The sequence below is a fragment of the Nocardia sp. CA-136227 genome, assembly GCF_050955695.1.
GTDB lineage: Bacteria > Actinomycetota > Actinomycetes > Mycobacteriales > Mycobacteriaceae > Nocardia.
On sequence record NZ_CP192081.1, the window covers coordinates 4,606,486 to 4,630,355 of the forward strand.

Consider the following 23,870-nt stretch of genomic DNA (forward strand, 5'->3'; position numbering starts at 1 on the left):
GAACGCAGCGCCCGCGCAGCGCGAAATCGATTCGCCCGCAAGATCATAACTGGGCGCACGACCATTTAGATCAGCTCGGAAACAGGGGGCTGACCCACTTGCTGCACAGCCACTTTCCGTCCGCGTAATCCATCGACATGGTGATGTTCTGGTGCTTGGCCTTGCCGGGGGTGTTCTTGGTGGCGGCGGTCAGCTCGGTGATGTCCACCGCCAGCTCGTAGTGGGTTCCGCCGCCGGAGGTCACCGTGCATGCCGCGGTGTCGGACCAGGTGTGCTCGGCGTCGTTCTCGAGCAGCAGCCGGATGGTCGGCAACAGCGTCTGGGCCTGCGACTTCCACTGGCCGGTCGCGCCCGCGATCACCTTGGCCTGCCAGCCGTCGCCATTGCTGTAGTCGTAGGAGCTCATGAGCTTGCCGTAGTCACAGGCTGCTTGGACCGCGGCCTCCTTGGACGCGGCCGCGGGCACCGGCGTCTCACCGATCGAGCTGCCACCGCCGGTGGCCACGGAACGGAACGCGCCGGTGCCGAATCCGAGGCCGACGCCACCGGCCACCACGAGCGCGACGGCGAAGGCCGCGATCAGTCGCTTCCGACCGCGACTCGGGGCGGGCGCACCCGTCGCGAACCTATGTGGGGCGCCATCCATTTGATGCGGTCCGCTGCCGCCCACGATCGGATAGTGCGGTCCCGACCTTGCACCGAGCTGGGTCGGCAGCTGCTCGAACCGCTCCCGCGTCGACCCGGGCTGTCCGATCGGGCTGGGCTGGGTCGTCGCCCCGGTGAAGGTGACGGGAACCTCCTGCCGCACCCACGGCCCGTGCGCCGTGCCGGTGGCGGTCAGCGCCGCCTCGGCCGCGGCGGCCAGTTCACCGCAGCTGCCGAAGCGGTGGTCGCGGTTCTTCGCCAGCGCGCGTTCGATGACCGCGTCGAAGGCCGGGGGCACGGTGCCGTGCACCTGGCTCGGCCGCGGAATCGGCGCGCCCAGGTGGGCCGCGACCAGCTGCGCGGTGCTCTCCCCCGGATACGGCAGCTGTCCGGTGAGCATGTGGAACAGCGTGCAGCCCAACGCGTACACGTCGGCGCGGTGGTCGGTGTCGCCGCGCAGCTCGAACTGTTCGGGGGCGGCGTACTGGAAGCTGGCGTACATCTCACCGGTGCGGGTGAGCGTACTGGTGTGGTCGACCGCCTTGGCGATCCCGAAATCGGCCAGGAAGACCTGCTGTTCGGTCCCCCAGGCCAGCAGGATGTTGGCCGGTTTCACGTCGCGGTGCAGCACACCCGATCGATGCGCGTGGTCCAGCGCCCGCGCGGTCTCGCCGATGATCCGCACCGCGTGGTCGGGCCGCACCGGGCCGTCGCGCAGGATGGCCGCCGCGTCGGTGCCCTCGACGTACTGCATGGCCATCCAGAGCCGGTGGTCGTCGTTGCCGCGCGCGTACATCGCGACGATGTTCGGATGCGACAGCCGCGCGGCGGTATCGGCTTCCCGCAGGAAGCGGGCCCGGACCTCGGGATCGTCGGCCTTGCCCGCGGCCAGCAGTTTCAGCGCGACCGATCGGGGCAGATCGCGGTCCGTCGCGAGGTACACCTCGCCCATTCCGCCGACGCCGAGCAGCCGTTCGATGGTGTACCCCGCGAATACCTGCCCTTGCGCGAGTGTGCGCCCCACAGCCTGCCTGCCCTCTCCGACCACATCATTCCCGCCGATCACCGTAACCCAGATCTCGTTCGGCGACGCGCGCGTTAATCACCCGGGACGCTTTTCCGGATGGAAACGAATTACTTATTCTGTGTCACAACATAATTCGTAATTCGTTCCGGCCGACCTCGGCGCGACTTGATCTTTCTCGCCATACGGACTGGTCAGTCGCAGGATAGCCGTTCGTTAGCCCTCCTCCACCCCCGGATTGGCATACACTTGCGCTGCAAGGGCGTTCGGATCGGGATGTCGGTCCGAATGTGGGTGACGGACCCGGGGGTGAGGGTTTTGACACGGCCCATTCGGGTGTTCATGACGGGGTCGGAGTGGTTCACGACCGCTCACGGGGGACTGAATCGGTACTTCACCGATCTCTACGAGGCACTCGCCCGCGACAGCGGAATAACGCTCAGTGCAAGAGCTTTCGGCGACGCCCCGGCCGGGGCGCGCTCCTGGGGACCGACGGGCGGCTCCACCCTCGATCGCGCCCGCACCGCCTTCCTCGATCGGGACGCGCTCACCCGCGACACCGTGATCGACCGGCACTTCTGCCTGTACGGTCCGGCAGCGGTGCGGAACCCGCTGGTGGTCCATTTCCACGGACCGTGGGCCGCCGAGAGCCGCATGGCGGGCGAGGGCCCGCGCGCGGTCCGGGCCAAGTACCTCGTCGAGCGTGTTCGGTACGCCCGCGCGGACCGATTCATCGTGCTGTCCGACCATTTCCGGCGTTTGCTGGTCGGCGACTACGGCATCCGGGCGGACAAGGTCCGGGTGATTCCGCCGGGCGTCGATCTGGACCGCTTCACCGCCACCGAGCCGGACACGGACTCCGGGATCGTGCTGTGCGTGCGGCGGCTGGAGAAGCGCATGGGCATCGACGTCCTGCTCCGCGCCTGGTCCGCGGTCGCCACCCGGCATCCGGACGCGCGGCTGGTGATCGTCGGAACCGGTACCGCCGAGGCCGAATTGCGGGAACTGGCGGCGAACCTGTTCGGCGACGACGCGCACTCCCCCGTCCGCTTCACCGGCACGGTGTCGGACGCGGAACTCACCGACCTCTACACCAGGGCCGATCTCACCGTGGTGCCGTCACTGGCCCTCGAGGGCTTCGGCCTCATCGCCCTCGAATCCCTCGCCGCCGGACGCCCGCCCGTCGTCTCCGACTGCGGCGGCCTGCCGGACTCGGTCCGGGAGCTCGATCCCTCGCTCATCGTCCCGCCGGGCGATGCCGAAGCGCTCGCCGCCCGGCTGGTCGCGGCCCTGGACGGGGTGCGACCCGACCCGAAACAGTGTCGCGCCCATGCGGAGACCTTCTCCTGGGCCGTCGCGGCCCGGCGGCACCGTGACCTGTATACGGAGCTCACCGCGCGATGACCCTGAAGGCCGTCTTCCTGGCACACACCGCCGCCCCCTCGGGGGCCGAACTGGCGACCCTGCGCCTGGTCTCGGCCATGCCGGCCGGTCGCACCGCCGTGGTGTACACCGAGGACGGCCCGATGCTGCGGCTGATGGCCGAGCGCGGTATCGAAACCCGCGTCGTGCGCAATGGTTTCGACTCCCGCGCCATGACCATCGACAAGGCCGGGGTCCGCAGCTTGCTGGTCGGCGCGACGGGCCTACTGCGCCTGGGCTGGACTCTGGGCGGAACCGTGCGCGAACTGGAGGCCACGGTTCTGGTCGCGGGCAGCACCAAGGCGATGCTCATGGGCGCGGTGGCCGCGCGCCGGGCCGGGGTGCCCCTGGTATGGCATGTGCACGACCGGGTTTCCCGCGACTACTTCGGCCGCGTACTGGCGCTGATCATCCGGGTGCTGGGCTGGGTGGTGGCTCACGGCGTCATCGCCAACAGCCGCGGCACTCTCGCCTCGCTCTACACCTGGCGACGCCGGGCCGTGGTCGCCTACCCGGGCGTCGAATTCCCCGCCGGTGACGAATCAGGGGAATCCGCTGCCGATTCGGGGATCCTCGGCGACGCCCGCCCACAGGGTCAGCGTCCCGCCACCGAGACCGTCATCGCCGTGGTCGGCCGTCTCGCCCCGTGGAAGGGCCAGGACCTGTTCCTGCGCGCCCTCGCCGACGCGACAACCCTGCCGCGCGAGGTGTTCCTGGTCGGCGGCACCTTCTTCGACGAGCAGTCCTACCGCGCCGAACTCGAGGTGCACGCCACCGCCCTCGGCCTCCCGGTGACCTTCACCGGCCACGTGGACGACCCGGAATCCTATCTGCGCCACGCCGATATCCTCGTGCACTGCTCGGTGCTGCCCGAGCCGTTCGGGCAGGTCGTGGTCGAGGGCATGCGGGCGGGCTGCGCCGTCATCGCGACCCGGCCGGGCGGCCCGGAGGAGATCGTCGATCCGGGCGTGAACGGCCTGCTGGTGACCGCCGGCAACCGCGGCGAACTCACCCGCGCGCTGGATCGCCTGATCGCCGATCGGGAACTGCGCACCAAACTGGCCGACGCCGCACGACTGCGCGCACGGGACTTCGACGTGGCCGCCTCGGGCCGGACCGTCACCGCTTTCCTGACCGGCTTGCCCGGAAAGCGGTGGCGTCGTGGATGATCCGACCGACCCGTTCCCCTACGACCCGCCCACCGTGCAGATGGAGAGCCTCGGCACGCTGGGCAAGTTGCGGCAACGCCGCCACCTGCGGCACCGCATCCCCGAAGTCGACCAGCAGGCCGCCGCCTTCGAACACGACGAATCACGCCACGACCACGGCCTGGCCGCGCACCGGCCCGCCCACCCGGCCGGATTCGACCGCGGGCCCGCGTTCGGCCGGGCATCGTTCGAGGAGACCCGCGCCGCCCGCTACGCGGCCCCCGCACGGGGACCGGTGCTGCCCACGTTCTACGGCGACCCCATCGAACCGCCGACCGTCCGGCTGCCCGTCATCGTCCCGCAGCGCGACGCGTCGGGCGCGTACCGCCCCGCCGACGGCGAATCCGATTCCGCCGCAGATCATTCCACCGATACCGGTAAACACCGTAAACAATCGTCCTCGGGCCTGGGCGGCGTCGGCGGCATCATCCGCGACATCGGACTGGTGACCTTCGGCAAGTACGGCCAATACGTCATCACCCTGGTCACCGTCCCGCTGCTGGCCCGCATGCTCGGCCCGCACGGCACCGGCCTGCTGGCCATCGGCATGTCCTCGTACTTCATCGGCTCGCTGGTGGTCGACCTCGGCGTCACCTCGTTCCTGGCCGCCAAGGTCCCCGAGGACGATCCGGGCCACCGCGAGGTGAACCGGCTGCGCGGCACCTATCTCGCCATTCGCGCCACCACCCTGACCATCATCGGCGCGGCCCTGTTGGCCACCATGACCGTCGGGGTCTCCCCCAAACTGCACATGGTGCTGCTGGGGCTGTTCGCCGGCGGCTTCTGGTCGGTGTCGGAGGACTGGCTGCTGATCGGCCAGGGCAGGTTCGGGACCTCCACCATGTATCAGGGCGTGGGGCGCATCGGCTATCTGGCACTGCTGGTCGGACTGTTACCCCGCTTCCCGAGCGCGTCCATGGCCGTGCTGTGCCTGCTCATCTCCTCGATCGCGACCGTGTCGCTGACCTGGTGGGATTCCTTCCGCAGGTTCGGCCCGCCCGCCCGGCCCTACGGCGTGAAGGCCGTACTGCGCATGGCGGCACCGATTTTCACCTCCCGGCTGCTGGTCACCGGTTACGGCCAGGGGTCGGCCGCCGTCTACGGCGCGGTGCTCGAGGCGGCCTCGCTGGGCCTGTACTCCGCGGGCGACCGCCTGGTCCGCGCCATCCAGTCCACCCTGGACCCGATCGGATTCGCCCTGCTGCCGCGCATGGCCCGGCGCAGCGGCGACGATCAGTTCTGGCGCAATCAGATTCAGATGATCGTCGGCTGCGTGACCCTGGCCTGCCTGGCGGTGGTCGCCGTCTGGATCATGGCGCCGACCCTGATCCACCTGATCTACACCGACGACTTCACCGGCGCGATCTCGCTGCTTCGCGTGGAGATCCTCATTCTGCCCGCCACCACCATCACCTCGTATGTGACCACCGCCGTGCTGCCGGTCAAGGAGGACACCATGGGCGTGCTGATCGGCGCGATCATCGGCACCTGCGTCGCGGCGACGGCCCTGGTGGTGGCCATGCGGACCGGCTCGGTGTGGAGCCTGGTCTATGGCACCGTTTGCGCGGAATTCGGTGTCGCGCTGTGGTACATCATCCGGGTGCGCTGGCTCATGGTCCGGGAACGGACCCGGCGGGACAGGCCGATCGAACCGGCCACCGCATTGCTGACCAAGGGGGATGTGGCGTGAAGGTGCTCTTCGTCGGGGATGACTGGGTGGGCAGCAACGCGCGCTCGCTCGCCGACGGATTCCGGCAGGCCGGACACGAGGTGGTCGTCATCGACACCACCGCGGTGACGCTGCCCGCACGGCTGTCGCCGCCATGGGTGTACTCGAAGTTCGCGCACCGCCGCGCCCCCTGGGACGTGGAGGCCTTGCACCGCGAGATCGACAGCGCCGCACAGGCATTCGCACCGGATGTGCTGTTCGCGTTCAAGTCCGTGCACCTGGATCAGCAGCGGCTGCTCACGGCCCGCGCCGGCCTGCATGTGCACTACAGCCCCGACGACGTCTCCAATCCGTACAACACCAGCCCGGACTACCTGGCACACGAGTCCGAATGGGACCTCATCGTCACCACCAAGTGGCACAACGTCCCCGAGCTCACCGCGCGCGGCGCACAGAACGTGAAATTCGTTCGTAGTGCTTATGATCCGGCGCTGCACCACATCACCGCCCGGCGCACCGTGCGTCCATATCTACTCGGCTTCATCGGCGCGGTCCGGCCCGATCGGGAAGACCTCCTGGTCTCCCTGGCCCGCGAACACCACGGGGACATGCTGCTGCGCGGCCCCGGCTGGCGGCGGGTGCGCGCGCTGTGGCAGACCGGCGCGGACGTCGGCGGCGCGGTCTACGGCGAGCACTTCTCGGCGGCCGTCGCCGCGGTCACCGCCAACCTGGTGCTGCTGAACTCCGACAACCGCGACACCCACACCTGCCGCACCTTCGAAGTCCCGGCCGCCGGTGGGCTTTTCGTCGGCGAACGCACCGACGAGCACGCCGAACTGCTCCAGGACGACGCCGAGTGCTACCTGTTCTCCGGTCCCGCCGAACTGCGCGAGATCCTGCGCCGCTGCACCAAGTATCCCGAGCAGGCCGCCAAGGTCGCCGAGGCCGGGCACCACCGGATCATCTCGGGCGCGCACAGCTACGCCGACCGCGCCCGCGAGATCGTCGACGCCCTGGTATGAACCGCGCGGTCTCGGCGAAAAAGACCTTCCCGCAAGCGGGTAACGCCGTGGCACGCCCGGCGACATAAGGGGGTGATGGGAGAGTGATGGCCTCCGCTCAGTTCGCCGTATTCCTGGTCGCCGCCGCGCTGGCGGCAATCGTCGTGGCCGCGATGTTCCTGCCCGGGGTGGCCCGGGTGTTCCTCATCGCGCAGACCGCGCACTGGTCGCTGTCGTTCATCGCGCGGCCGGTGGTGCTGCTGTGGGTCAAACCCGTGCCCGGCTTCGGCGACAATGTGCCCGATCCGCGGCTGTACGAGTACGGCTACGACGACGGCATCGCCGCGGTGCTGCAGCCGGTGATCTTCGGCCTGTGGTTCTACGCGGGCCTGATCATCGCCTACGTCCTGTGGGTGCGGTCGCGGCCGCCGCGGAACCCGCCGCGCACAGCGCCTTTCGCGGGCGACCCGGTCTTCACCCAGACCCTGTTCCTGCTCTACGGCATCGGCACCCTGGGCCGGCTGGCCGCCTACGCCACCGGCTCCACCGGCAAGGCCGGCGAACTGGAGAGCCCCAACCCGCTGATCAACCTGGTCACCATTCTGGCCACCCTGGGCGCGGTCGGCCTGATCGTGTTCTTCCGCAGCGACTCCGGCCGCACCACTCTGCTGGTGGTCGGCGCGCTCGTCGGCGGTGAACTGCTGTGGACCGCGACCGTGCAGTCCAAGACGCCGATCATGGGCGCGGCCCTGGCCATCGCCGTACGCTTCGCCATGACCGGCTGGACCCGCCGCAATGTGATCGGCGTGCTGAGCATCATCGCCCTGGCGCTGGGCGGCTTCGGCTGGCTGCAATCGCTCAAGACCGATTCCGCCGCCAAAGCCGAAGCGGCGCAGGTGGATGCGCAGTATCCGACAGTGGTGCACCCGTTCCTGAGCATGCTGCGCCGCTTCGATCTGCTCGAGGCCGCCACCGACGCCTGGTTCGCGGGCCCCCACTCGTGGCTCACGCCGCAGCAGGTGGCGGTGCACGCCTTCCAGAGTCTGATCCCCACCCAGCTGCTGGGCGCGGAGAAGTTCCGCTCCGGCGCTGCCTGGGCCGAGCAGGTGCGCGGCGGGTCGGTGGACATGTCGACGGTCGAGGTGTCACTGGCCGAGGGCAATATCAACGAGGGCTATGTGCTGGGCGGCTACATCGGGGTGGCGGTGGGGGTCACCATCACGTTCGTGCTGCTGCTGATCTGGATCCGGGCCCTGTACAGCAAGTACCTGGCCATGGCCATTCTCGGCTTGTCGGTGATCGAGGTGCCGGTGCTGTTCGAGCGCGGCGTCCTCGGCACCGTCGAGATGCTCGGCAAATACCTGCAGGCCGTGGTGCTGGCCTGGACGGCGTATCTGGTTGTTGGTGAATTCCGAAGACGAGTGGAGCAGCCGCCGGGGGCCGGTGTTCCATCCGGGAAAACGAGGACAGCGCAATGGGTTTGATCGACTACTGGCGACTGCTGCGGCGGCGCTGGCCGATAATCGTCGCCGCGGTGGTGATCTGCACGGGGGCGGCCTACGGCTACGCGAGCACCCTGCCGACCGAGTACACGGCGACGAGTTCGGTGTACGTGTCCATGGCGACCGGAACCTCGGTCAACGACTCCTATCAGGGTGGGCTGGCCGCGCAGCAGCGGGTGCGCTCGTATGTCGACCTGGCCAACTCCGTCACCGTCGCCACCTTCGTCCACGATCAGCTGGGCCTGAAGGCGTCGGTGAATGATCTGCGCGGCCGCATCTCCGCGGTCTCGCCGCCGGCCACCACGATCATCGTCATCACGGTGAAGGACTCCACCGCGGGCGGGGCGCGCACCCTGGCCGACGAGGTGGTCTCCCAGTTCCGCGCGCTGGTCTCGCGGCTCGAGGTCACCCAGACCGACGCCGCGCCCGCGGCCCGCGCCGAGGTGATCGACAAGGCGCAGACCCCGACCCAGCCCAGCGCCCCGCAGAAGAAGCGCTTCTACATCCTCGGCGTGCTGGCCGGGCTGATGCTGGGCCTGGGCGCGGCGGTGGTGCGCGACAAGCTCGACAAGCGGGTGCGCACCTCCACCGAGCTGGAAGCCTTTCTCCCGGTGCCGATCCTGGGCATCGTGGACGACGGGCGGCCCGGCGCGGCCGGGGAGCTGCGGCGGCTGCGGACCCGGCTCACCGAGGATCCCGAACTGGTCAGCCTGCTGATGACCTCGCTGACCCCGCATTCGGAACCGGACGTGTCGATCGGCCTGGCCCGCACCTTCGCCGACACCGGCGCGCGGGTGGTGCTGGTCGACGCCGACACCACCGGGCACGGCTCCACCCGGCGCACGCCCGCGGCCGCGGCGGCCGGGCTCTCGGAACTGTTGCGCAGCAACGGGAATCCCTCGGCCGCGGTCATGTCCTGGCCCGAGGTGGGGATCAATGTGCTGCCGCTGGGCGGCGTGGATTTCCGCACCCCCGACCTGCTCGACTCGGAGCGGTTCGCCGACATCATGTCCAAGCTGCGCAGCGAGTTCGACCACATCGTCGTGGAGTGCGCGCCGGTCACCGCGGCGGCCGACGCCATCGCGCTGGCGCGACGTTGTGACGGCACCATCGGCGTCATCGAACTCGGCCAGACCACCTCCAATCAGGTGCGCGGCGCGGTGGCCACCTTCGGCCTCGACAACAAGCGGATGATCGGGACCGTGGTGTTCTCGCGGCCGCACAAGAGCGTCGGCGAGCTGGTCCGGCATCCCCTCGATCTGGTGAAGCGGTGATCGAGGGCGGCGGGGGGACGGACCAGGCCGGCACGGACGGCGAGGCGAATACCAGCAGCGGCGTGCGGCGTCGGCGCATGCTCATGGCCGGGCTGGGGGCCGCGGCCATCCTGCCGGTGGCGGCGGCGTGCTCGAGCGGGGATTCCGGGGACGGCACCGAGTTCCGGTCCCCGCAGGTCACCGATCAGCCCTCCGCCCGCAATGTCAAGGACTTCGGCGCGGTCGGGGACGGGAAGGCCGACGACACCGAGGCTTTCGAGAAGGCCGCGGCGGTGAGCGGGCGGCCGCTGGTGCTCTACATTCCGGCCGGGCAGTATGTGCTCACCCGTTTCCCGGCGCTGTCGGACTACGCGACGGTGCTGGGCGACGGCGCGGACGTGACCACCATCAACTACGACGGCGATGACACCTTCATCGCGTTGCAGCGCAAGCAGCGGGTCCGCTTCTCCCGCCTGGGTTTCTACTTCTCGGGCGCGAAGGTGACCGCCGTGCGACTGTCGGAGTGCTTCCGCTGCACCTTCGACTCGGTGGTGCTGCGCGGCAATCACCTCAGCGACAACGCGCCCCGGTTCCAGGAGCAGCGGGGGCTGGTGCTGGACCGCAATACCGGCGGCACCACCGTCATCAACTCCGACATCAACAATTTCGGCTACGGCATCGTCACCTCCTGCATCCAGAACTATGTGACGTCGTCGAAGCTGACCAACAATCGCATCGGCGTGCTGGGCACCGGCGGAGACCACAATGCCGGATTGGCCATGGCCAATGTGGAATTCGTCTCCGACAACGACCCCCGCACCACCGACAAGCACGTATTCGTCGACGGCCCGGCCAATGACTGGTGGCTGACCAATGTGTGGTTCGAGGGGGCCGACACCGCGCTCGCCATCGGCGGCCCGGCCGGCGGGCCCGCCCAGTTCGGTCTGGTCAACTGCAAGGTGGCCGCACGAAAGGTGTGCCTGGACCTGATCCGCTGCCGCCAGCCGTATCTGGCCAATGTGCAGTTCGATCCGGATCTGGACGCGCCGCCGATCGAGGTGCGGGTCGATCCCAAGGGCGTGGCCGAGGGCACCGCCATCAATCTGATCTCCGGGTCGTTCGAGGACGTGGACCCCAAGTCCTTCCCCGACGGCTGGCATGTGATCGGGCGCGGGGCGATCCACGGGGCGCGCTTCGCCGGAACCACAGTGGCGCAGGCCTTCCAGCCCGGCGCCGACATCTTCCAGGTCCAGGACCGCGACGGCACGGTGTTGTCGGCCGTATTGAACAGTGGGGCTTATCTTTCCGATCGCAGCGAAGGGGGAATCGTGTTGAAGGATGCGGCCGGGGTGTACTGGCGGATGTCGGTGGGGACCGACGGCGCGGTCAAGACCACCTCGCTGGGAAAGCAGCGGCCACACTCGTGAGCGGGCAGCCGACAGCACTGCGCCTGGGACCGGCGCGACTACACGGCAGCACCCTGCTGCTGCGGCTGCCGCGCTACACCGACTTCCCGCAGTGGCGGGCGCTCCGGCTGCGGGATCGGGCGTTCCTGGAACCGTTCTGGCACACCTCGCCGCTGTGCTGGGCCGAACGGCACACCGAGAAGGCCTGGGTGCGTGAATGTCTGGAGGCGGCCACCAATGCCCGCACCGGGCATCGCGTGGCCACCGTGATCGAGATCGACGGGCGCTTCGCCGGGCAGGTGGAGATCGGCAATATCGACGATCGGGCCAAGCAGGGCGAGATGGGGATCTGGATCGACGCGCGGCTGGGGCGGCACGGCTTCGGCGGCATCGCGGCGGGGCTGATCCTCGACTTCGCCTTCGACGCACTCGGTCTGGAACGCGTCAACGCGCCCATCTCGCCGGGGAACGCGGCCGCCACCAGTGGCGCGGTGCAGATCGGGTTCGTGCGGGAGGGCCGGATGCGGCTGCACTTCGACGTCGGCGGGGCGCGGGCCGATCACGATCTGTGGTCGATGACGCGGGCGGAGATCCCGCCCAAGGGGTTCACCGAGATGTGGACCGAACGGACCCTCGAACACCGCACCCCGCCCGCGCCGCCCTGTAAGCCCGAAGATGCTCTGCCGACCCCGGTAATGCCCGATACCGCAATGCTTTTCGGCGTCGAGGCACGCTATCGCGCCGGACAGATATGGCGGGCCGCACAGCGACTGCTACCCGCCCGGCGGGTGACCTTGCGGCTGCCCGGTCACGACGGGATGGTGCTTCGCTCCGCGCGGCCCGCCGACGGCCCGATGCGGGCCACGGCAGTGCGTAACGCGGGACCCGTGGCCGCCGACGGAATCGGTAGCAGCGGAACGGCGTGGCTACGCGAAATCGCCCTCAGCGCAGCGGGTGTCCGCTCCCCCGCCGGTCTGCTGTTCGTCCTCGACGTCGCGGGCGCCTACGCCGGCACCGCCCGGCTGTTCGACCTCGACCTGTTCGATCGCAATGCCCGGATCCAGTTGTGGACCGATCCCGCCCGCGCCGATGACGCCGTGCGCACGGCCGCCACTCGGGCACTGCTGGCCTACGCCTTCGACCGGCTCGGACTGTTCCGGGTCAGTACGGCCGTGGCGGCCGGGGACACCGCGTCCGCCGCCGTCGCCGCCGACGCGGGCCTGCACAAGGAGGGAACCATGCGCAGCTACACCGGACTCGACGGACACCGCGGCGACCACGACCTGTGGGCCATCACCGCCGGGGGTGATCACCATGCGTGACTACCGGCGCAGCACCGCGATGCAGGCGCGCCTGCACGAACTGGTGCCGGGTGGCGCGCACACCTACGCGCGCGGCGCGGACCAGTATCCCGAGGACATGGCCCCGATCCTGGTGCGCGGCAACGGCGCCCGGGTCTGGGACGCCGACGGCAACGAGTACGTCGAATACGGCATGGGCCTGCGCTCGGTGACCCTGGGCCACGGCTTCGCGCCGGTGGTCGAGGCGGTCGCGCGGACCATCGCCGACGGCGTCAACTTCTCGCGGCCCACCGAGCTGGAACTGGCGGCGGCCGAGGACTTCCTGAGCCTGGTGCCGGGCGCGGACATGGTGAAGTTCGCCAAGAACGGCTCCGACACGACCACGGCGGCCGTGCGGCTGGCGCGCGCGGCGACCGGGCGGGAGAAGGTCGCGATCTGCGATCAGCCGTTCTTCTCGGTGGACGACTGGTTCATCGGAATGACGGAGATGAACGCGGGGATCCCGGCGGCCCCGACGGTGAAGTTCCGGTACAACGACCTGGAATCGCTGGAAGCCGTGCTGCGCGGCGAGGACGTCGCGTGCGTGATCCTCGAACAGGCCACGGCCCTGGCCGATCCCGCGCCCGGCTTCCTCGAAGGCGTGCGCGCCCTGTGCGACGGGTACGGCAGCCTGCTGATCTTCGACGAGATGATCACCGGGTTCCGCTGGTCGGCCGGTGGGGCGCAACAGCTCTACGGCGTGGTGCCGGACCTGTCGTGCTGGGGCAAGGCCATGGCCAACGGCTTCCCGCTCTCGGCGCTGGCCGGGAAACGCGAATACATGGAACTGGGTGGCCTGCGCACCGACGCGGACCGCGTGTTCCTGCTGTCCACCACGCACGGGCCGGAAACCGCGTCGCTAGCGGCCTTCCGGGCCGTCGTCCAGGCCTACCGCGACGGTGATCCGGTGGCGCGCATGGAGGCTTCCGGCCGCCGGCTGGCAGCCGGGGTGAACGCCATCGCCGCCGACCTGGGCATCGCCGACCATCTGGAGGTGGCGGGCCGGCCGTCGTGCCTGGTGTTCCTCACCCGCGACCCGGAAGGCGTTCCGTCCCAGCCGTTCCGGACGCTGTTCCTGCAGGAGCTGCTGGATCGCGGGGTGCTGGGCCAGTCCTTCGTGAACTCGGCCGCCCACACCGACGCCGATATCGACCACACCGTCGACGCCTGCCAGTCGGCGGCCAAGACCTACCGCAAGGCGCTCGAGCAGGGCACGGTCATGGGGCTACTCGCCGGGCGGCCGGTGGCTCCGGCGCTGCGGCGCACGGCCGCACCGCGCCGGCTCGCGGATTGATCGAGGAGTTCAGATGTCGGCACCCCGGATCGCGCTGGTCCACGAACGCTTCACCGAATACGGCGGCTCCGAGGCGGTGGTCGCGGAGTTCATGAAGACCTGGCCCGGCGCACCGGTTTTCGCGCCCATCACCGACCCGCGGTGCACGCGGACGCTGCTGGAGGCCGCGGGACTGAGCCCGGAGACTCCTGGCGCCGGTGGGCCAGGGGCCATGTCCTCACCGGCGAGCGAGTTGGTGCGCGACACCTGGCTGTCGCGCGCGTACGCCGCCAGTGGGCGGCGCTCGCACGCCCCGCTGCTCCCGTTCGCGCCGAGGGCCTTTCGCACCCTCCCCCTCGACGACGCCTACGACGCGGTCGTGGTGAGCCACCACGCCTTCGCGACCCAGGCCGCCTTCGCCACCACCGCACCGGTCATCGCCTACGTGCACAGTCCGGCCCGCTGGGCCTGGGACAGCGCGTTCCGGGCCCGCGAGGCGGGCGGCCGGGCCGGGCAGGCCGTGCTGACCGGACTGGGCGCGCTGGCCCGGCGCAACGAACTGCGCGCCGCGCCCCGGCTCGCGCACGTGGTCGCCAATTCCCAGGCGGTCGCCGATCGGGTCCGCGACTGGTGGGGTCTGCCCGCGTCGGTGGTGAATCCGCCGGTGCGCGTAGCCTGTTTCGCCCCCGATCCGAGTATCGAGCGCGAGGACTTCTTCCTCTTCGCGGGCCGCCTGGTGCCCTACAAGCGACCCGACCTCGCCATCGCGGCCGCCCGGCGCGCCGGGGTGCGGCTGGTCATCCTCGGCGGCGGCCGCTACCGCCAGCAGCTCGAGGCGATGGCGGGCCCGGAGACCACCTTCCTGGGCGCGGCCTCCGACGACGTCCTGCTCGACATGTACCGGCGCTGCCGCGCGCTGCTCATGCCGGGCGTGGAGGATTTCGGCATCGTCCCGGTGGAGGCCATGGCCTGCGGCGCGCCGGTGCTCGCGGTCGGCGCGGGCGGCGCGCTGGACACGGTGGTGCCCGGCATCTCCGGCGAGCACGTCCCGGCCGGGACCGACGCGGAGGTGACCGACGGATTCGCGAGCGCCATGCGCGATTTCGACCCGGCCGCCTATCCCGCCGACACCATCCGCAAGCATGCCGCGACGTTCTCCCCGGAGGCGTTCCGCACCCGAATCGCCGACATTGTGTCGCACAATTCCCGCTGACCGACTATTCATGGATCTGCAACAGCCATCGCGCTCGATAGCGTCAGCGCCGGCGTCATCATGGTCCAGGAGTAGCGAACATGCCCACCGTCCCCCTCGTCGATGCCCACATGCACCTGTGGGACACCAGCGCACACGCCTGGTACCCGAGTTTGGCGAGGTTCGTCGATGCCGGAAAACCCGAGATCGCGCAGAACTTTCTACCGGCCGACTTCGACCGCGGCCTCGGCGACATCCGGGTGGACGGGCTGGTGCACGTGTCCGCGACCACCGCGCCGCACGCCTATCTGGCCGAAACCCGGTGGGCCGACGGCATCGCCGACGCCGACCCGCGACCGTTCGCCCTGGTCGGCGGCATCGACCCGACCCTGCCCAAGGACGAGCTGATCGACCACCTCGACCAGCAGGCCCGCACCCCGCGGCTGCGCGGCATCCGGGCCTTCGCCGGGCTGTCGCCGAACACGCCCGCCGCCGACACCATCGCGGGCTGGCTGCAGGAGCACGACGCGGTCTTCGACCTGGTCGCCCAGCCCGGCGAGATCCTGGACTGGATCGACTTCCTGGCCGGCTACCCCGATCTGCGGGTGGTGCTCGAACATCTGGGCTTCCCGCAGGGCCGTTCCTCCGAGGCCCGCACCGCCTGGCACAACGCGATCTCCCTGGCCGCCAAGGAGACCCAGTGGTTGTGCAAACTGTCCGGGTTCGGGCTGATCTGCCGGGACCTGTCCTGGCCGACGGTCGAGTACTGGCTGGAATCGAGTGTGGCGCTGTGGGGCTGGCGGCGACTGATGTTCGCCTCCAACATGCCGGTGGACTCGATGGCGGGGACCTACACCGAGCTGGTCACCACCATCGATCAGGCCGTCACCACCGATGCCACCGAGCAGGAGGCGGAGTACTTCTACCGCACCAACGCCCTGGACACCTACCGGCCGCAATAGACCCGGGGTCGACGGGGCGGCGACTCGACGCCGCCCCGTTGCCCGTCAGGTCCTGTACCGGAACAGGATTCGTCCCCTGGTGAGGTCGTAGGGGCTCAGCTCGACGAGCACCCGGTCCTCGGGCAGGATCTTGATGTAGTTCTTCCGGATCTTGCCGCTGATGTGCGCCAGGACCCGATGCCCATTGGGCAGTTCCACCGTGAACGTGGCATTGCGCAGGCACTCGACCACGGTGCCCTGGATCTCGATGCCCTTTCCTCTCTGACCAGGATTCGTCATCGCAGCACCAGTTCCAGGTTGCCGCCGACCCGACGCGCGCCGACGCTGTCGAACAGCGCCAGGGCCGCACCGTTGGATTCGTTCACTTCGGCTGTCGCGGTGGTTATTCCGCGATCGTGCAACGCGCCCAGCGCCTCGGACAGCATGGCCCGGCCGATGCCGCGACGCCGCGCATCGGCCCGCACCGCGATCAGTCCGATGCGCGGCAAGCGCGTCACCTGGACCACGCGCAGCAGTCCGACATAGCGATCGACCTGCGCCGCGGCCACGTACAGCTTCGGATCCACCACGGTGTCACCGCCGGGGCCGCGCAGGATCTCGGCGGGCATCTCCTGCCAGCCGATCGTCGATTCGACTTCCTCGCGAATGAACCGGTCCACGACGCGCAGCGGTTCCTTCTCCGCGCTGCCCGCGGGCACCACCGCGATGTCCGGGGGCGGTGTCACGGCCCCCAGTCCGGTGGTGGCGGGATCAGTGGGCACGAGATACTCCCACTCCCGCCTGCGGGTCACGAAACCCGCTCGGCCCCAACAGGACAGCAGTCCATCGTCGCCCTCGTCGACCACGGTGTGCAGCGGCCGTCGCAGGGTGGCCAGCATGGCCGCCGCGATCTGATCGAAGACGTCGTCGTGCCACGCGTCGATACTGGCGAACAGCCGCCCATCGGGCCGTCGCGAAACCTCGCCGGACGCGACCACCAGGTCGTTCTCGACGGCTTCCCACCGCGTCAATTCGACCCGGCGGATATCTACAGAATTAGTGTTCATCGGTCGTCACCTTTCGGGATTGCCTACGCAGAGAGGCGCTCCCGGCGACGACTAGTTCGTTCGCCCATCCGCGACCACGAGGGGGAGCCCCCACATCGGTACTGTCTGCACGGGTCTCACCTCCTCGCCTGATGTCACGGTGTCCAGCACGCTAACAGGCCGCCCCCACACCTGCCCACCGATTTTTCTACCTGCGGCTTTCCCGGCCCGCGGCGATCGCGTTACCTTCGCGCCGCGGCTTCCGTCATAGGAGAGACGGCCGAACGCGGTCGTCGAACCGATGAATGGAGGACTCGATGCTGACCGACATCATGTACGTGACGGTCTACGTGACCGATCAGGACCGCGCGCTGGCGTTCTACACCGACGGCCTCGGACTCGAGAAGCACAGCGACTATCCGGGTCCCGACGGCCGCTTCCTGACCGTGCGCGCCCCCGGGAGTCCGGTGGAGATCATCCTCTGGTCGCACCCGTCCGCCGCCGGGCAGCCGGGCGGCGGCCCCGAGGTGCTCGCGCCGGGCCCGGTTATCCTCGAGTCCGATGACCTGCGGAAGGACTTCGAGGTGCTGCGTGGCCGAGGCGTGACGTTCCTCGACGAGGAACCCGAGGAGTACCCGTTCGGGATGCGCGTCGAGGCCGTGGATCCGGACGGCAACCGGATCTCGCTGCGGCAGCGCCGGGGGCGGTAGGGATATGGCCGAATCCGGTTCGACGGCCGAATCCCCTTCGGGGACTGTGGCCGAGGCGTTCGAGGCGCACCGCGACCGGCTGCGGGCGGTCGCGTTCCGCGTGCTCGGCTCGCACGCCGACGCCGAGGACGCGGTCCAGGAAGCCTGGCTGCGGCTGGCCCGCCAGGATGCCGCGACCATCGACAATCTGGCCGGGTGGCTCACCACGGTCGTCGGCCGGATCAGCCTGGACACGCTGCGCGCGCGACAGGCGCGGCCCGAGGTGTCCCACGACGGCACGCCCGCGTTCGCCGTCACCGCCGACGACGGCCCGGAGCCGGGAGACGTTGCCGCCGTGGCCGATTCGGTCGGGATCGCACTGCTGATGGTGCTGGACTCACTGGGACCGAGCGAGCGCCTCGCGTTCGTGCTGCACGACATGTTCGCGGTGTCGTTCGCCGAAATCGGCCAGATCCTGGGCAAATCCGCCGACGCCACCAAGATGATCGCGAGCCGCGCGCGTCGCAAGGTCCGCGCCACCGACCGCCCGGTCGCCTCGCGCCGCGAGCACCGGGCCGTTGCCGAGGCCTTTCGCGCCGCCGCGATGGGCGGGGACTTCGAAGGACTGCTGCGCGTCCTCGATCCCGATGTCGAGCTGACCGTGGCGACCCCAGGCGGCGTATTCGTCACCCTCGGGGCCACCGACGTCGCCACCCGGGCACGGATGTTCTCCGGTGAGGTGGTCCGCCACCAGCCGGTCCTGGTCGACGGGCTGCCCGGGTACATCTCGTGGCGGGCGGACGGCACCGCCCAGTCGGTCATGTCGTTCACGGTCACCGGCGACCGCGTCACCGCCATCGCACTGCTCGTCGACCCGGCCCGGCTCGCCGCGCTGCGACCTGCCCCGGCCCCGACCCCGACCGGCGACCGGGAGGGCACCGAAGGCTGATAGTCATTCGCCGGAATCGGCCCCGCGGTTGATCTTCGGCCGATACGTTGGCCGAAATGTCCATTTGGGTCGGGTGATGGTGGTCGCTATGGCGTCTCGTGGGTGGGGTGTGTGCAATGCCGGTGTCGCGGCGTCGGTCGCGGTGGCCGCGATAGCGGTCGGCGGACCGGCGGGGACAGCCGCGGCCGAGACACCGGGATGCGATGCGCCGCAATGGGTGAGCGGATGGATGGCCGCGCCCTCGGACGCCTTCGGGGCGGTGGATCCGTCGATGGTGCCGCAGGCGCACGTGGGCGGGCAGACGTTCCGCCTGGTCGCGACACCGCACCTGGGCGGGTCCGTGGTGCGGATTCACCTGAGCAACCAGAATCGGCCGGTGCCGGTCGAATTCGCGCACGTCACCATTGCCGAGCAGGCCGCGGGCCCGGCGGTGCGCGCCGAGACGCTGCGGGAGGTGAGCTTCGACGGGAGCTCCCGTGTCACCGTGCCCGCGGGCGGCGAGGTGGTCAGCGATCCGATCGAGTTGACGTTCGAGGCTTTTCAACCGCTGGCGGTGAGCGTGTACGCGCCGGGACTGGCGGTGCTGCCGACCGAGCACTTCAATGCCAATGCCACCAGCTACTACAGCCTGCCGCTCGCGGGCGACGCCACCGACGAGCCGTCCGGTGCGGCCCTGCCGCTGCCGACCACGTCGATGCCGTTCCTGTCGGGCCTCGACGTCCAGGCGCCCGGCACCACGTCGACCATTGTCGCGTTCGGGGATTCGATCACCGACGGCTATGTCGGCGCGACCTACCTGAGCGTGCCGCAGGATCCGACCGTGGTGGACCGCAATGTCCGCTACCCCGACTTCCTGCAGCGCCGCATCGACCAGGCGGGCCTCCCGTTCACCGTCGTCGACGCCGGGATCAGCGGAAACCGGGTCACCCGAAACGGATTGATCCCGCAGTTCGGCCCGGCGGGCGTGACCCGGGTGCAGCGCGACGCCATCGCCAAGGCCGGAGTCACCGACGTCATCATCCTCGAGGGCATCAATGATCTCGGCGTCCCGATCGGCGTCGATGCCGACCAGCTGGTCGCGGGCTACACCGACCTGATCGCGCAGCTGCACGCCGCCGGGCTGGCCGTGCACCTCGGCACGATCATGCCCGCGGGCAACGCGCTCTCCGACGGCATCGCCACCCTGCCCCTCGCCGGGCCGGTGCGGCAGCGGGTCAACGCGTGGATCCGCGCCCAGACCCTGTCGGACAGCGTCATCGATTTCGACGCCGCCCTGCGCGATCCCGCCGACCCCGACGTCCTCGCGCCCCGCTACGCCGGCGCCGACAATCTGCACCCCAATCCGGCCGGATACCAGGCCATGGCCGAGGCCATCGATCTGAGCGCCTTCCGCGGCCGCTGCCGCTGACCCCGCGCCGCCCTCCCGTGTGACTCGAATCATGGCGGGACGGCGGCCGTTCCCCGGTCGCGGCAAGTGTGACTCTTGTCGGCTTCACTCCGTAGTAGACCGATCGTCATACTGAACTCGGTACCTACTGATGAGTAACACCGAGGAAAGGTGGAGGTCGATGAATCGCCGTCGAGTGGCGACCGGGATTGTTGTCACTGGTATCACGTTGAGCGCACCCCTGCTGGGCGCGGGCTCCGCGGGAGCGACTCCGGTGAGCGCGAGCTGCCATTCCGGCGACCGCGTGCCGACCTCCGATCCGCACACCTACGACTCGTGCATCGAGGGCGAGTGGGGCAACCTCCGCCAGTGTCCGCCCTTCACGATCGTGACCCAAGCCGCCGACGGCGACGTCCGTTGCGTCAACGAATAACCGCAATCAATTCGCAATCGAAACAAGTGAGCGGCCGCTCAGGACAATTGACCAGTTGCCTGTGAATTGCCGAGTGCGCCTCCGAGTTACATCAAACCCTTTGTTACACACACCAACTCGAATTGCCCCGAGGTGACCAGTCACACAGGGCCGGAACGGCTATTCGGCTTGAATGGCAATTCGCGGAACCGTAAAGTTACCGACCAGTTAGGCACGATGGTGTTCCTACCTCGGCCCGACATTCTGCTAGGGGGCCGATCACACAACGTCCGCATCCACCGACGCATGTCGGACGAACCCCGTTGGGTATCAACAGGTTCGTAATAAGGAGGGGACGATGACTTCCTACATCGTCACGGGCGGAACCGGATTCCTCGGTCGGCGGCTCATCGCCGGACTGCTGGAACGCGACCCGGAGGCCGTGGTCCACGCACTGACGCGGGAGGCCTCGGTGGCCAAGCTGCGCGAGATGGCGGCGGGCTGGGGGGCCGAAGACCGCGTGTTCCCGCTGGTCGGCGACCTGACCGCGCCCGACCTGGGACTGATCGACGACGCGCCCCGCGCCGACCACGTGATCCACCTCGGCGCGGTCTACGACATGACCGCCGACCCCGAGGTCACCTACGCCGCAAATGTGCGGGGCACCGCCTCGGTGATCGCGCTCGCCCGCGAGCTCGGCGCGGTCCTGCACCACGTGTCCTCGGTCGCGGTCGCGGGCGATCACCGCGGCAAGTTCTTCGAGGACGACTTCGATCTGGGCCAGGGCCTGCATTCGCCCTACCACCGCACCAAGTTCGAGGCCGAGAAGATGGTGCGCGAGGCCGCCGACCTGCGCTGGCGGGTGTACCGCCCGGCCATCGTGGTCGGCGATTCCCGCACCGGCGAGATGGACAAGATCGACGGTCCCTACTACTTCTTCCCCGCCATCGCCGGACTGGGCGCGCTGCCGTCGGAGCTGCCGGTCCCGATCCCGGATCTGGGCGCCACCAATATCGTTCCGGTCGACTACGTGGTCGCGGCCATGCTCGAACTCATCGCCAAGCCGGGCCTGATCGGCCGCACCTTCCACCTGACCAACCCGGAACCGCAGCCATTCACCGAGATCTACAACGCGCTGGCGCGCGCGGCCGGGGCCCCCACCGCGATCGGCACCGTTCCGGGCTCGCACACCGCGCTGCACGCCCTCGGCGGCCTGCCGGGCGTGCCCACGGTGCGCGATTTCCTGTTGGAGCGCTTCGGCATTCCCGCCGAGGTCGCCCCGCACACCGCCTTCGAGTCGACCTTCGTCTCCGAATCCACCCGAGCCCACCTGCGCGGCACCGGTATCGAGGTCCCGGCCTTCGAGGACTACGCCGAGACGCTGTGGTCGTACTGGCGCACCCATCTCGACCCCGACCGCGCCCGCCGCCACCACGGCGGCCTCGGCGGCCGGGTCGTGCTGATCACCGGCGCGTCCAGTGGCATCGGTTTGGCCACCGCGCACGCCGTCGCCAAGCGCGGCGCGACCGTGCTGATGGTGGCGCGCACCGAGGAGGACCTGGAGGCCGCGGCCGCCGCGGTGCGGGCCGACAGCGGTGCGGCGCAGGCGTACGTCTGCGACATCACCGAGGAGAAGTCGGTGGAGCTGCTGGTCAAGCAGGTGCTCGCCGACCACGGGCACGTCGACTACGTCGTCAACAATGCCGGGCGCTCGATCCGCCGTTCGGTGCTCAACTCCACCGACCGCATGCACGACTTCGAGCGGACCATGGCGGTCAACTACTTCGGCGCGGTGCGGCTCATCCTGGCGCTGCTGCCGTCCATGCGGGAGCGCCGCTTCGGGCACTTCGTGAACATCTCCTCGATCGCGGTGCAGACCAAGGTGCCGCGTTTCGCCGCGTACGTGGCGAGCAAGTCGGCGCTGGACAACTTCAGCGAGATCGCCGCGGTCGAGAACGCCGACGCCGGAATCACCTTCACCTCGGTGCGCATGCCGCTGGTGCGGACCGCCATGATCGCGCCGACCGATCTGTACAAGTCGATTCCGGTGCACAGCCCGGATCAGGCCGCCGACATCGTGGTGCGGGCACTCGAGCACCGGCCCAGCCGCATCGACACCCCGATCGGTACCTTCGCGCAGTTCGTGGACACGGTCATGCCGTCGGTGAAACGCGCCATCCTGCACCAGGGTTACCGGATGTTCGGCGAGTCCAAGGCGGCGCGTTCGCAGCCGAAGACCGGGCACCCGGCGGTGGACGCCGAATCCAGCACGGCGACCGGCGAGAGCGCGGCGGAGGTCACCGCCAAGCCCGAGTCCCGCAGTCCGCTGCTGGCGCTGGCCCCGATCGTGCAGCCGCTCATGGGCCTGCCCGCGCCGGCGGCGCGGATCACCAACCGGATTCCCGGCCTGAACTGGTGATCCCTCTGTCCGGCAACGGTATTCAGATCCGTTCGGCGGAGTAGTAGCGCCTCACACAGAGTTCGGCCCGGTGCGGGACAGCGCACCGGGCCTACTCGTGCGATACCCGCGGCTCACTGTGGGATGAGGCCCCGAGTGCCGTGACACCCGACGCCCCGCGAACCGCGGGTACCCGGACCCCGCTCCGGGGTCTCGCGGGCGGGTCCGCCGAGACCGCCCGGGAGCCGGGCCCTTCCCCTCCCCGGGGTCAGATGTGGTCCGCGGCGAAATTGGCCGCGGCCACCAGATCACTGCCGTAGGCGACGTGCGCGTTGGCATTGAGGCCGGAACCGCATACCGGGTCGCCGCCGACGCACCAGTCCCCCGTGCGGGACAGGAACTCGCCCGGCACATTCCAGCCCAGGCCGCGGACGGGGTCGCCGAAGAGCAGGACCGCCGCCACCCGATCGCCGAGGTAGCCCGGCAGCTGGACGCGGCCCGGGTACCAGGACACGACGCCGGTGCCCAGCGCGGCCTGCACGACCGCCGCGCCCTGCGAGTAGCCGACCAGGACGAACTGCTGACCCGGGCAGGCGGCGGCGCGAATGATCAAGTGCCGCACCAGATCAGCGCTGCCCGCGCCGACGTCGAAGCTGTAATCGGCGGGGTAGTTCACGCGGTAGGCGGACATCGAGACGGGCAGCCGGTCCTGCAGGACGCCGAAGAGGGGGTCGCCGATCTGATCGCCGAGCCAGCCGGGTTCGCCTGTGCCCCTGGCCACTACGACGTCCACATCGGCGCAGCCCTGCGCGTGGGACCTCGGTTGCGGCACGAACACGGTCGCGATCGTCAGCATGATCGCGAAACCCCACGCCGTACGCCATCTTCCGGGCAGCAGCACCTTCCGGTCGCCCATCGTCCTCACCTCTCACGTCGTTGTGAGAAGTCCGGTGACTCTTGTCATTGACTAGAGACCGATCACCGGACCATGTGACCCACGGTAAGAACGCTCCGGAAGGGCGGCAACGAATTCCACTGGAGAGACACCTGATTGGTACCCAACCGTTTCATCATGAAACTTGTTATCTACGTGCAACTTTGGGGCAACAAAAC

At 69.5% G+C, this 23,870-nt stretch carries 20 protein-coding genes; 16 read left to right on the top strand and 4 right to left on the bottom strand.

What is annotated here, in order from left to right:
• Positions 1 to 70: 70 nt before the first annotated feature.
• Entirely contained in the window at positions 71 to 1,669 is a 1,599-nt protein-coding gene (locus ACQP06_RS21195) for a serine/threonine-protein kinase (protein WP_433666237.1), read from the bottom strand.
• Positions 1,670 to 2,011: 342 nt separating this feature from the next.
• On the opposite strand from ACQP06_RS21195, the gene ACQP06_RS21200 reads away from it, so the two are divergent.
• From ACQP06_RS21200 to ACQP06_RS21250, 11 genes are all read left to right on the top strand, one after another.
• Positions 2,012 to 3,073: a glycosyltransferase family 4 protein gene (locus tag ACQP06_RS21200; protein ID WP_433673393.1), complete on the top strand. Its 1,062-nt coding sequence runs from the start codon at positions 2,012 to 2,014 to the stop codon at positions 3,071 to 3,073.
• A complete protein-coding gene (locus ACQP06_RS21205) occupies positions 3,070 to 4,260 on the top strand; it encodes a glycosyltransferase family 4 protein (RefSeq protein ID WP_433666238.1) in 1,191 nt (396 codons plus the stop codon). The genes ACQP06_RS21200 and ACQP06_RS21205 overlap by 4 nt, the downstream gene beginning before the upstream one ends.
• Positions 4,261 to 4,705: 445 nt before the next feature.
• A complete protein-coding gene (locus ACQP06_RS21210; protein ID WP_433673394.1) occupies positions 4,706 to 5,989 on the top strand; it encodes an oligosaccharide flippase family protein in 1,284 nt (427 codons plus the stop codon).
• Complete coding sequence (locus tag ACQP06_RS21215; protein ID WP_433666239.1) at positions 5,986 to 6,990, top strand: CgeB family protein; 1,005 nt, start codon at positions 5,986 to 5,988, stop codon at positions 6,988 to 6,990. The genes ACQP06_RS21210 and ACQP06_RS21215 overlap by 4 nt, the downstream gene beginning before the upstream one ends.
• Positions 6,991 to 7,076: 86 nt before the next feature.
• Positions 7,077 to 8,453 (top strand): hypothetical protein, encoded by a 1,377-nt coding sequence (locus ACQP06_RS21220; protein ID WP_433666240.1) that lies wholly within the window; start codon positions 7,077 to 7,079, stop codon positions 8,451 to 8,453.
• Positions 8,444 to 9,745, top strand: coding sequence for a Wzz/FepE/Etk N-terminal domain-containing protein (locus ACQP06_RS21225; protein ID WP_433666241.1), 1,302 nt, complete (start codon positions 8,444 to 8,446; stop codon positions 9,743 to 9,745). The genes ACQP06_RS21220 and ACQP06_RS21225 overlap by 10 nt, the downstream gene beginning before the upstream one ends.
• 77 nt (positions 9,746 to 9,822) lie before the next feature.
• Positions 9,823 to 11,151, top strand: coding sequence for a glycosyl hydrolase family 28-related protein (locus ACQP06_RS21230; RefSeq protein ID WP_433673395.1), 1,329 nt, complete (start codon positions 9,823 to 9,825; stop codon positions 11,149 to 11,151).
• Positions 11,148 to 12,452, top strand: coding sequence for a GNAT family N-acetyltransferase (locus ACQP06_RS21235; RefSeq protein WP_433666242.1), 1,305 nt, complete (start codon positions 11,148 to 11,150; stop codon positions 12,450 to 12,452). Before ACQP06_RS21230 ends, ACQP06_RS21235 begins: the two co-directional genes overlap by 4 nt.
• Positions 12,445 to 13,764: a glutamate-1-semialdehyde 2,1-aminomutase gene (locus tag ACQP06_RS21240; RefSeq protein WP_433666243.1), complete on the top strand. Its 1,320-nt coding sequence runs from the start codon at positions 12,445 to 12,447 to the stop codon at positions 13,762 to 13,764. Before ACQP06_RS21235 ends, ACQP06_RS21240 begins: the two co-directional genes overlap by 8 nt.
• A 13-nt stretch (positions 13,765 to 13,777) precedes the next feature.
• On the top strand, positions 13,778 to 14,956 hold the full coding sequence (locus ACQP06_RS21245) for a glycosyltransferase (protein WP_433666244.1): 1,179 nt from the start codon (positions 13,778 to 13,780) through the stop codon (positions 14,954 to 14,956).
• A gap of 80 nt (positions 14,957 to 15,036) precedes the next feature.
• Positions 15,037 to 15,897 carry an amidohydrolase family protein gene (locus ACQP06_RS21250; RefSeq protein ID WP_433666245.1) on the top strand — a complete coding sequence of 287 codons (861 nt, stop codon included), beginning with the start codon at positions 15,037 to 15,039 and terminating at the stop codon, positions 15,895 to 15,897.
• 45 nt (positions 15,898 to 15,942) lie between these two features.
• On the opposite strand, the gene infA is transcribed toward ACQP06_RS21250, so the two are convergent.
• Entirely contained in the window at positions 15,943 to 16,176 is a 234-nt protein-coding gene (gene infA / locus ACQP06_RS21255; protein WP_433666246.1) for a translation initiation factor IF-1, read from the bottom strand.
• Positions 16,173 to 16,943 (bottom strand): GNAT family N-acetyltransferase, encoded by a 771-nt coding sequence (locus tag ACQP06_RS21260; RefSeq protein ID WP_433666247.1) that lies wholly within the window; start codon positions 16,941 to 16,943, stop codon positions 16,173 to 16,175. The genes infA and ACQP06_RS21260 overlap by 4 nt, the downstream gene beginning before the upstream one ends.
• A 296-nt stretch (positions 16,944 to 17,239) precedes the next feature.
• Between ACQP06_RS21260 and ACQP06_RS21265 the strand changes: the two genes are divergently transcribed.
• The 5 genes from ACQP06_RS21265 (at position 17,240) to ACQP06_RS21285 (ending at position 22,778) form a co-directional block, all read left to right on the top strand.
• Positions 17,240 to 17,632, top strand: a complete 393-nt coding sequence (locus ACQP06_RS21265) for a VOC family protein (protein ID WP_433666248.1) — start codon at positions 17,240 to 17,242, stop codon at positions 17,630 to 17,632.
• 4 nt (positions 17,633 to 17,636) lie between these two features.
• Complete coding sequence (locus ACQP06_RS21270) at positions 17,637 to 18,560, top strand: sigma-70 family RNA polymerase sigma factor (protein ID WP_433666249.1); 924 nt, start codon at positions 17,637 to 17,639, stop codon at positions 18,558 to 18,560.
• Positions 18,561 to 18,648: 88 nt separating this feature from the next.
• A complete protein-coding gene (locus ACQP06_RS21275) occupies positions 18,649 to 19,968 on the top strand; it encodes a GDSL-type esterase/lipase family protein (protein ID WP_433666250.1) in 1,320 nt (439 codons plus the stop codon).
• 208 nt (positions 19,969 to 20,176) lie between these two features.
• A complete protein-coding gene (locus ACQP06_RS21280) occupies positions 20,177 to 20,380 on the top strand; it encodes a hypothetical protein (RefSeq protein WP_433666251.1) in 204 nt (67 codons plus the stop codon).
• Between the two features lie 337 nt (positions 20,381 to 20,717).
• On the top strand, positions 20,718 to 22,778 hold the full coding sequence (locus ACQP06_RS21285) for an SDR family oxidoreductase (protein WP_433666252.1): 2,061 nt from the start codon (positions 20,718 to 20,720) through the stop codon (positions 22,776 to 22,778).
• A gap of 247 nt (positions 22,779 to 23,025) precedes the next feature.
• Here ACQP06_RS21285 and ACQP06_RS21290 read toward each other — a convergent pair whose 3' ends face one another.
• The gene (locus ACQP06_RS21290; protein ID WP_433666253.1) at positions 23,026 to 23,673 is read right to left on the bottom strand and encodes a cutinase family protein; all 648 of its coding nucleotides are present in this window, start codon (positions 23,671 to 23,673) and stop codon (positions 23,026 to 23,028) included.
• Positions 23,674 to 23,870: the final 197 nt, after the last annotated feature.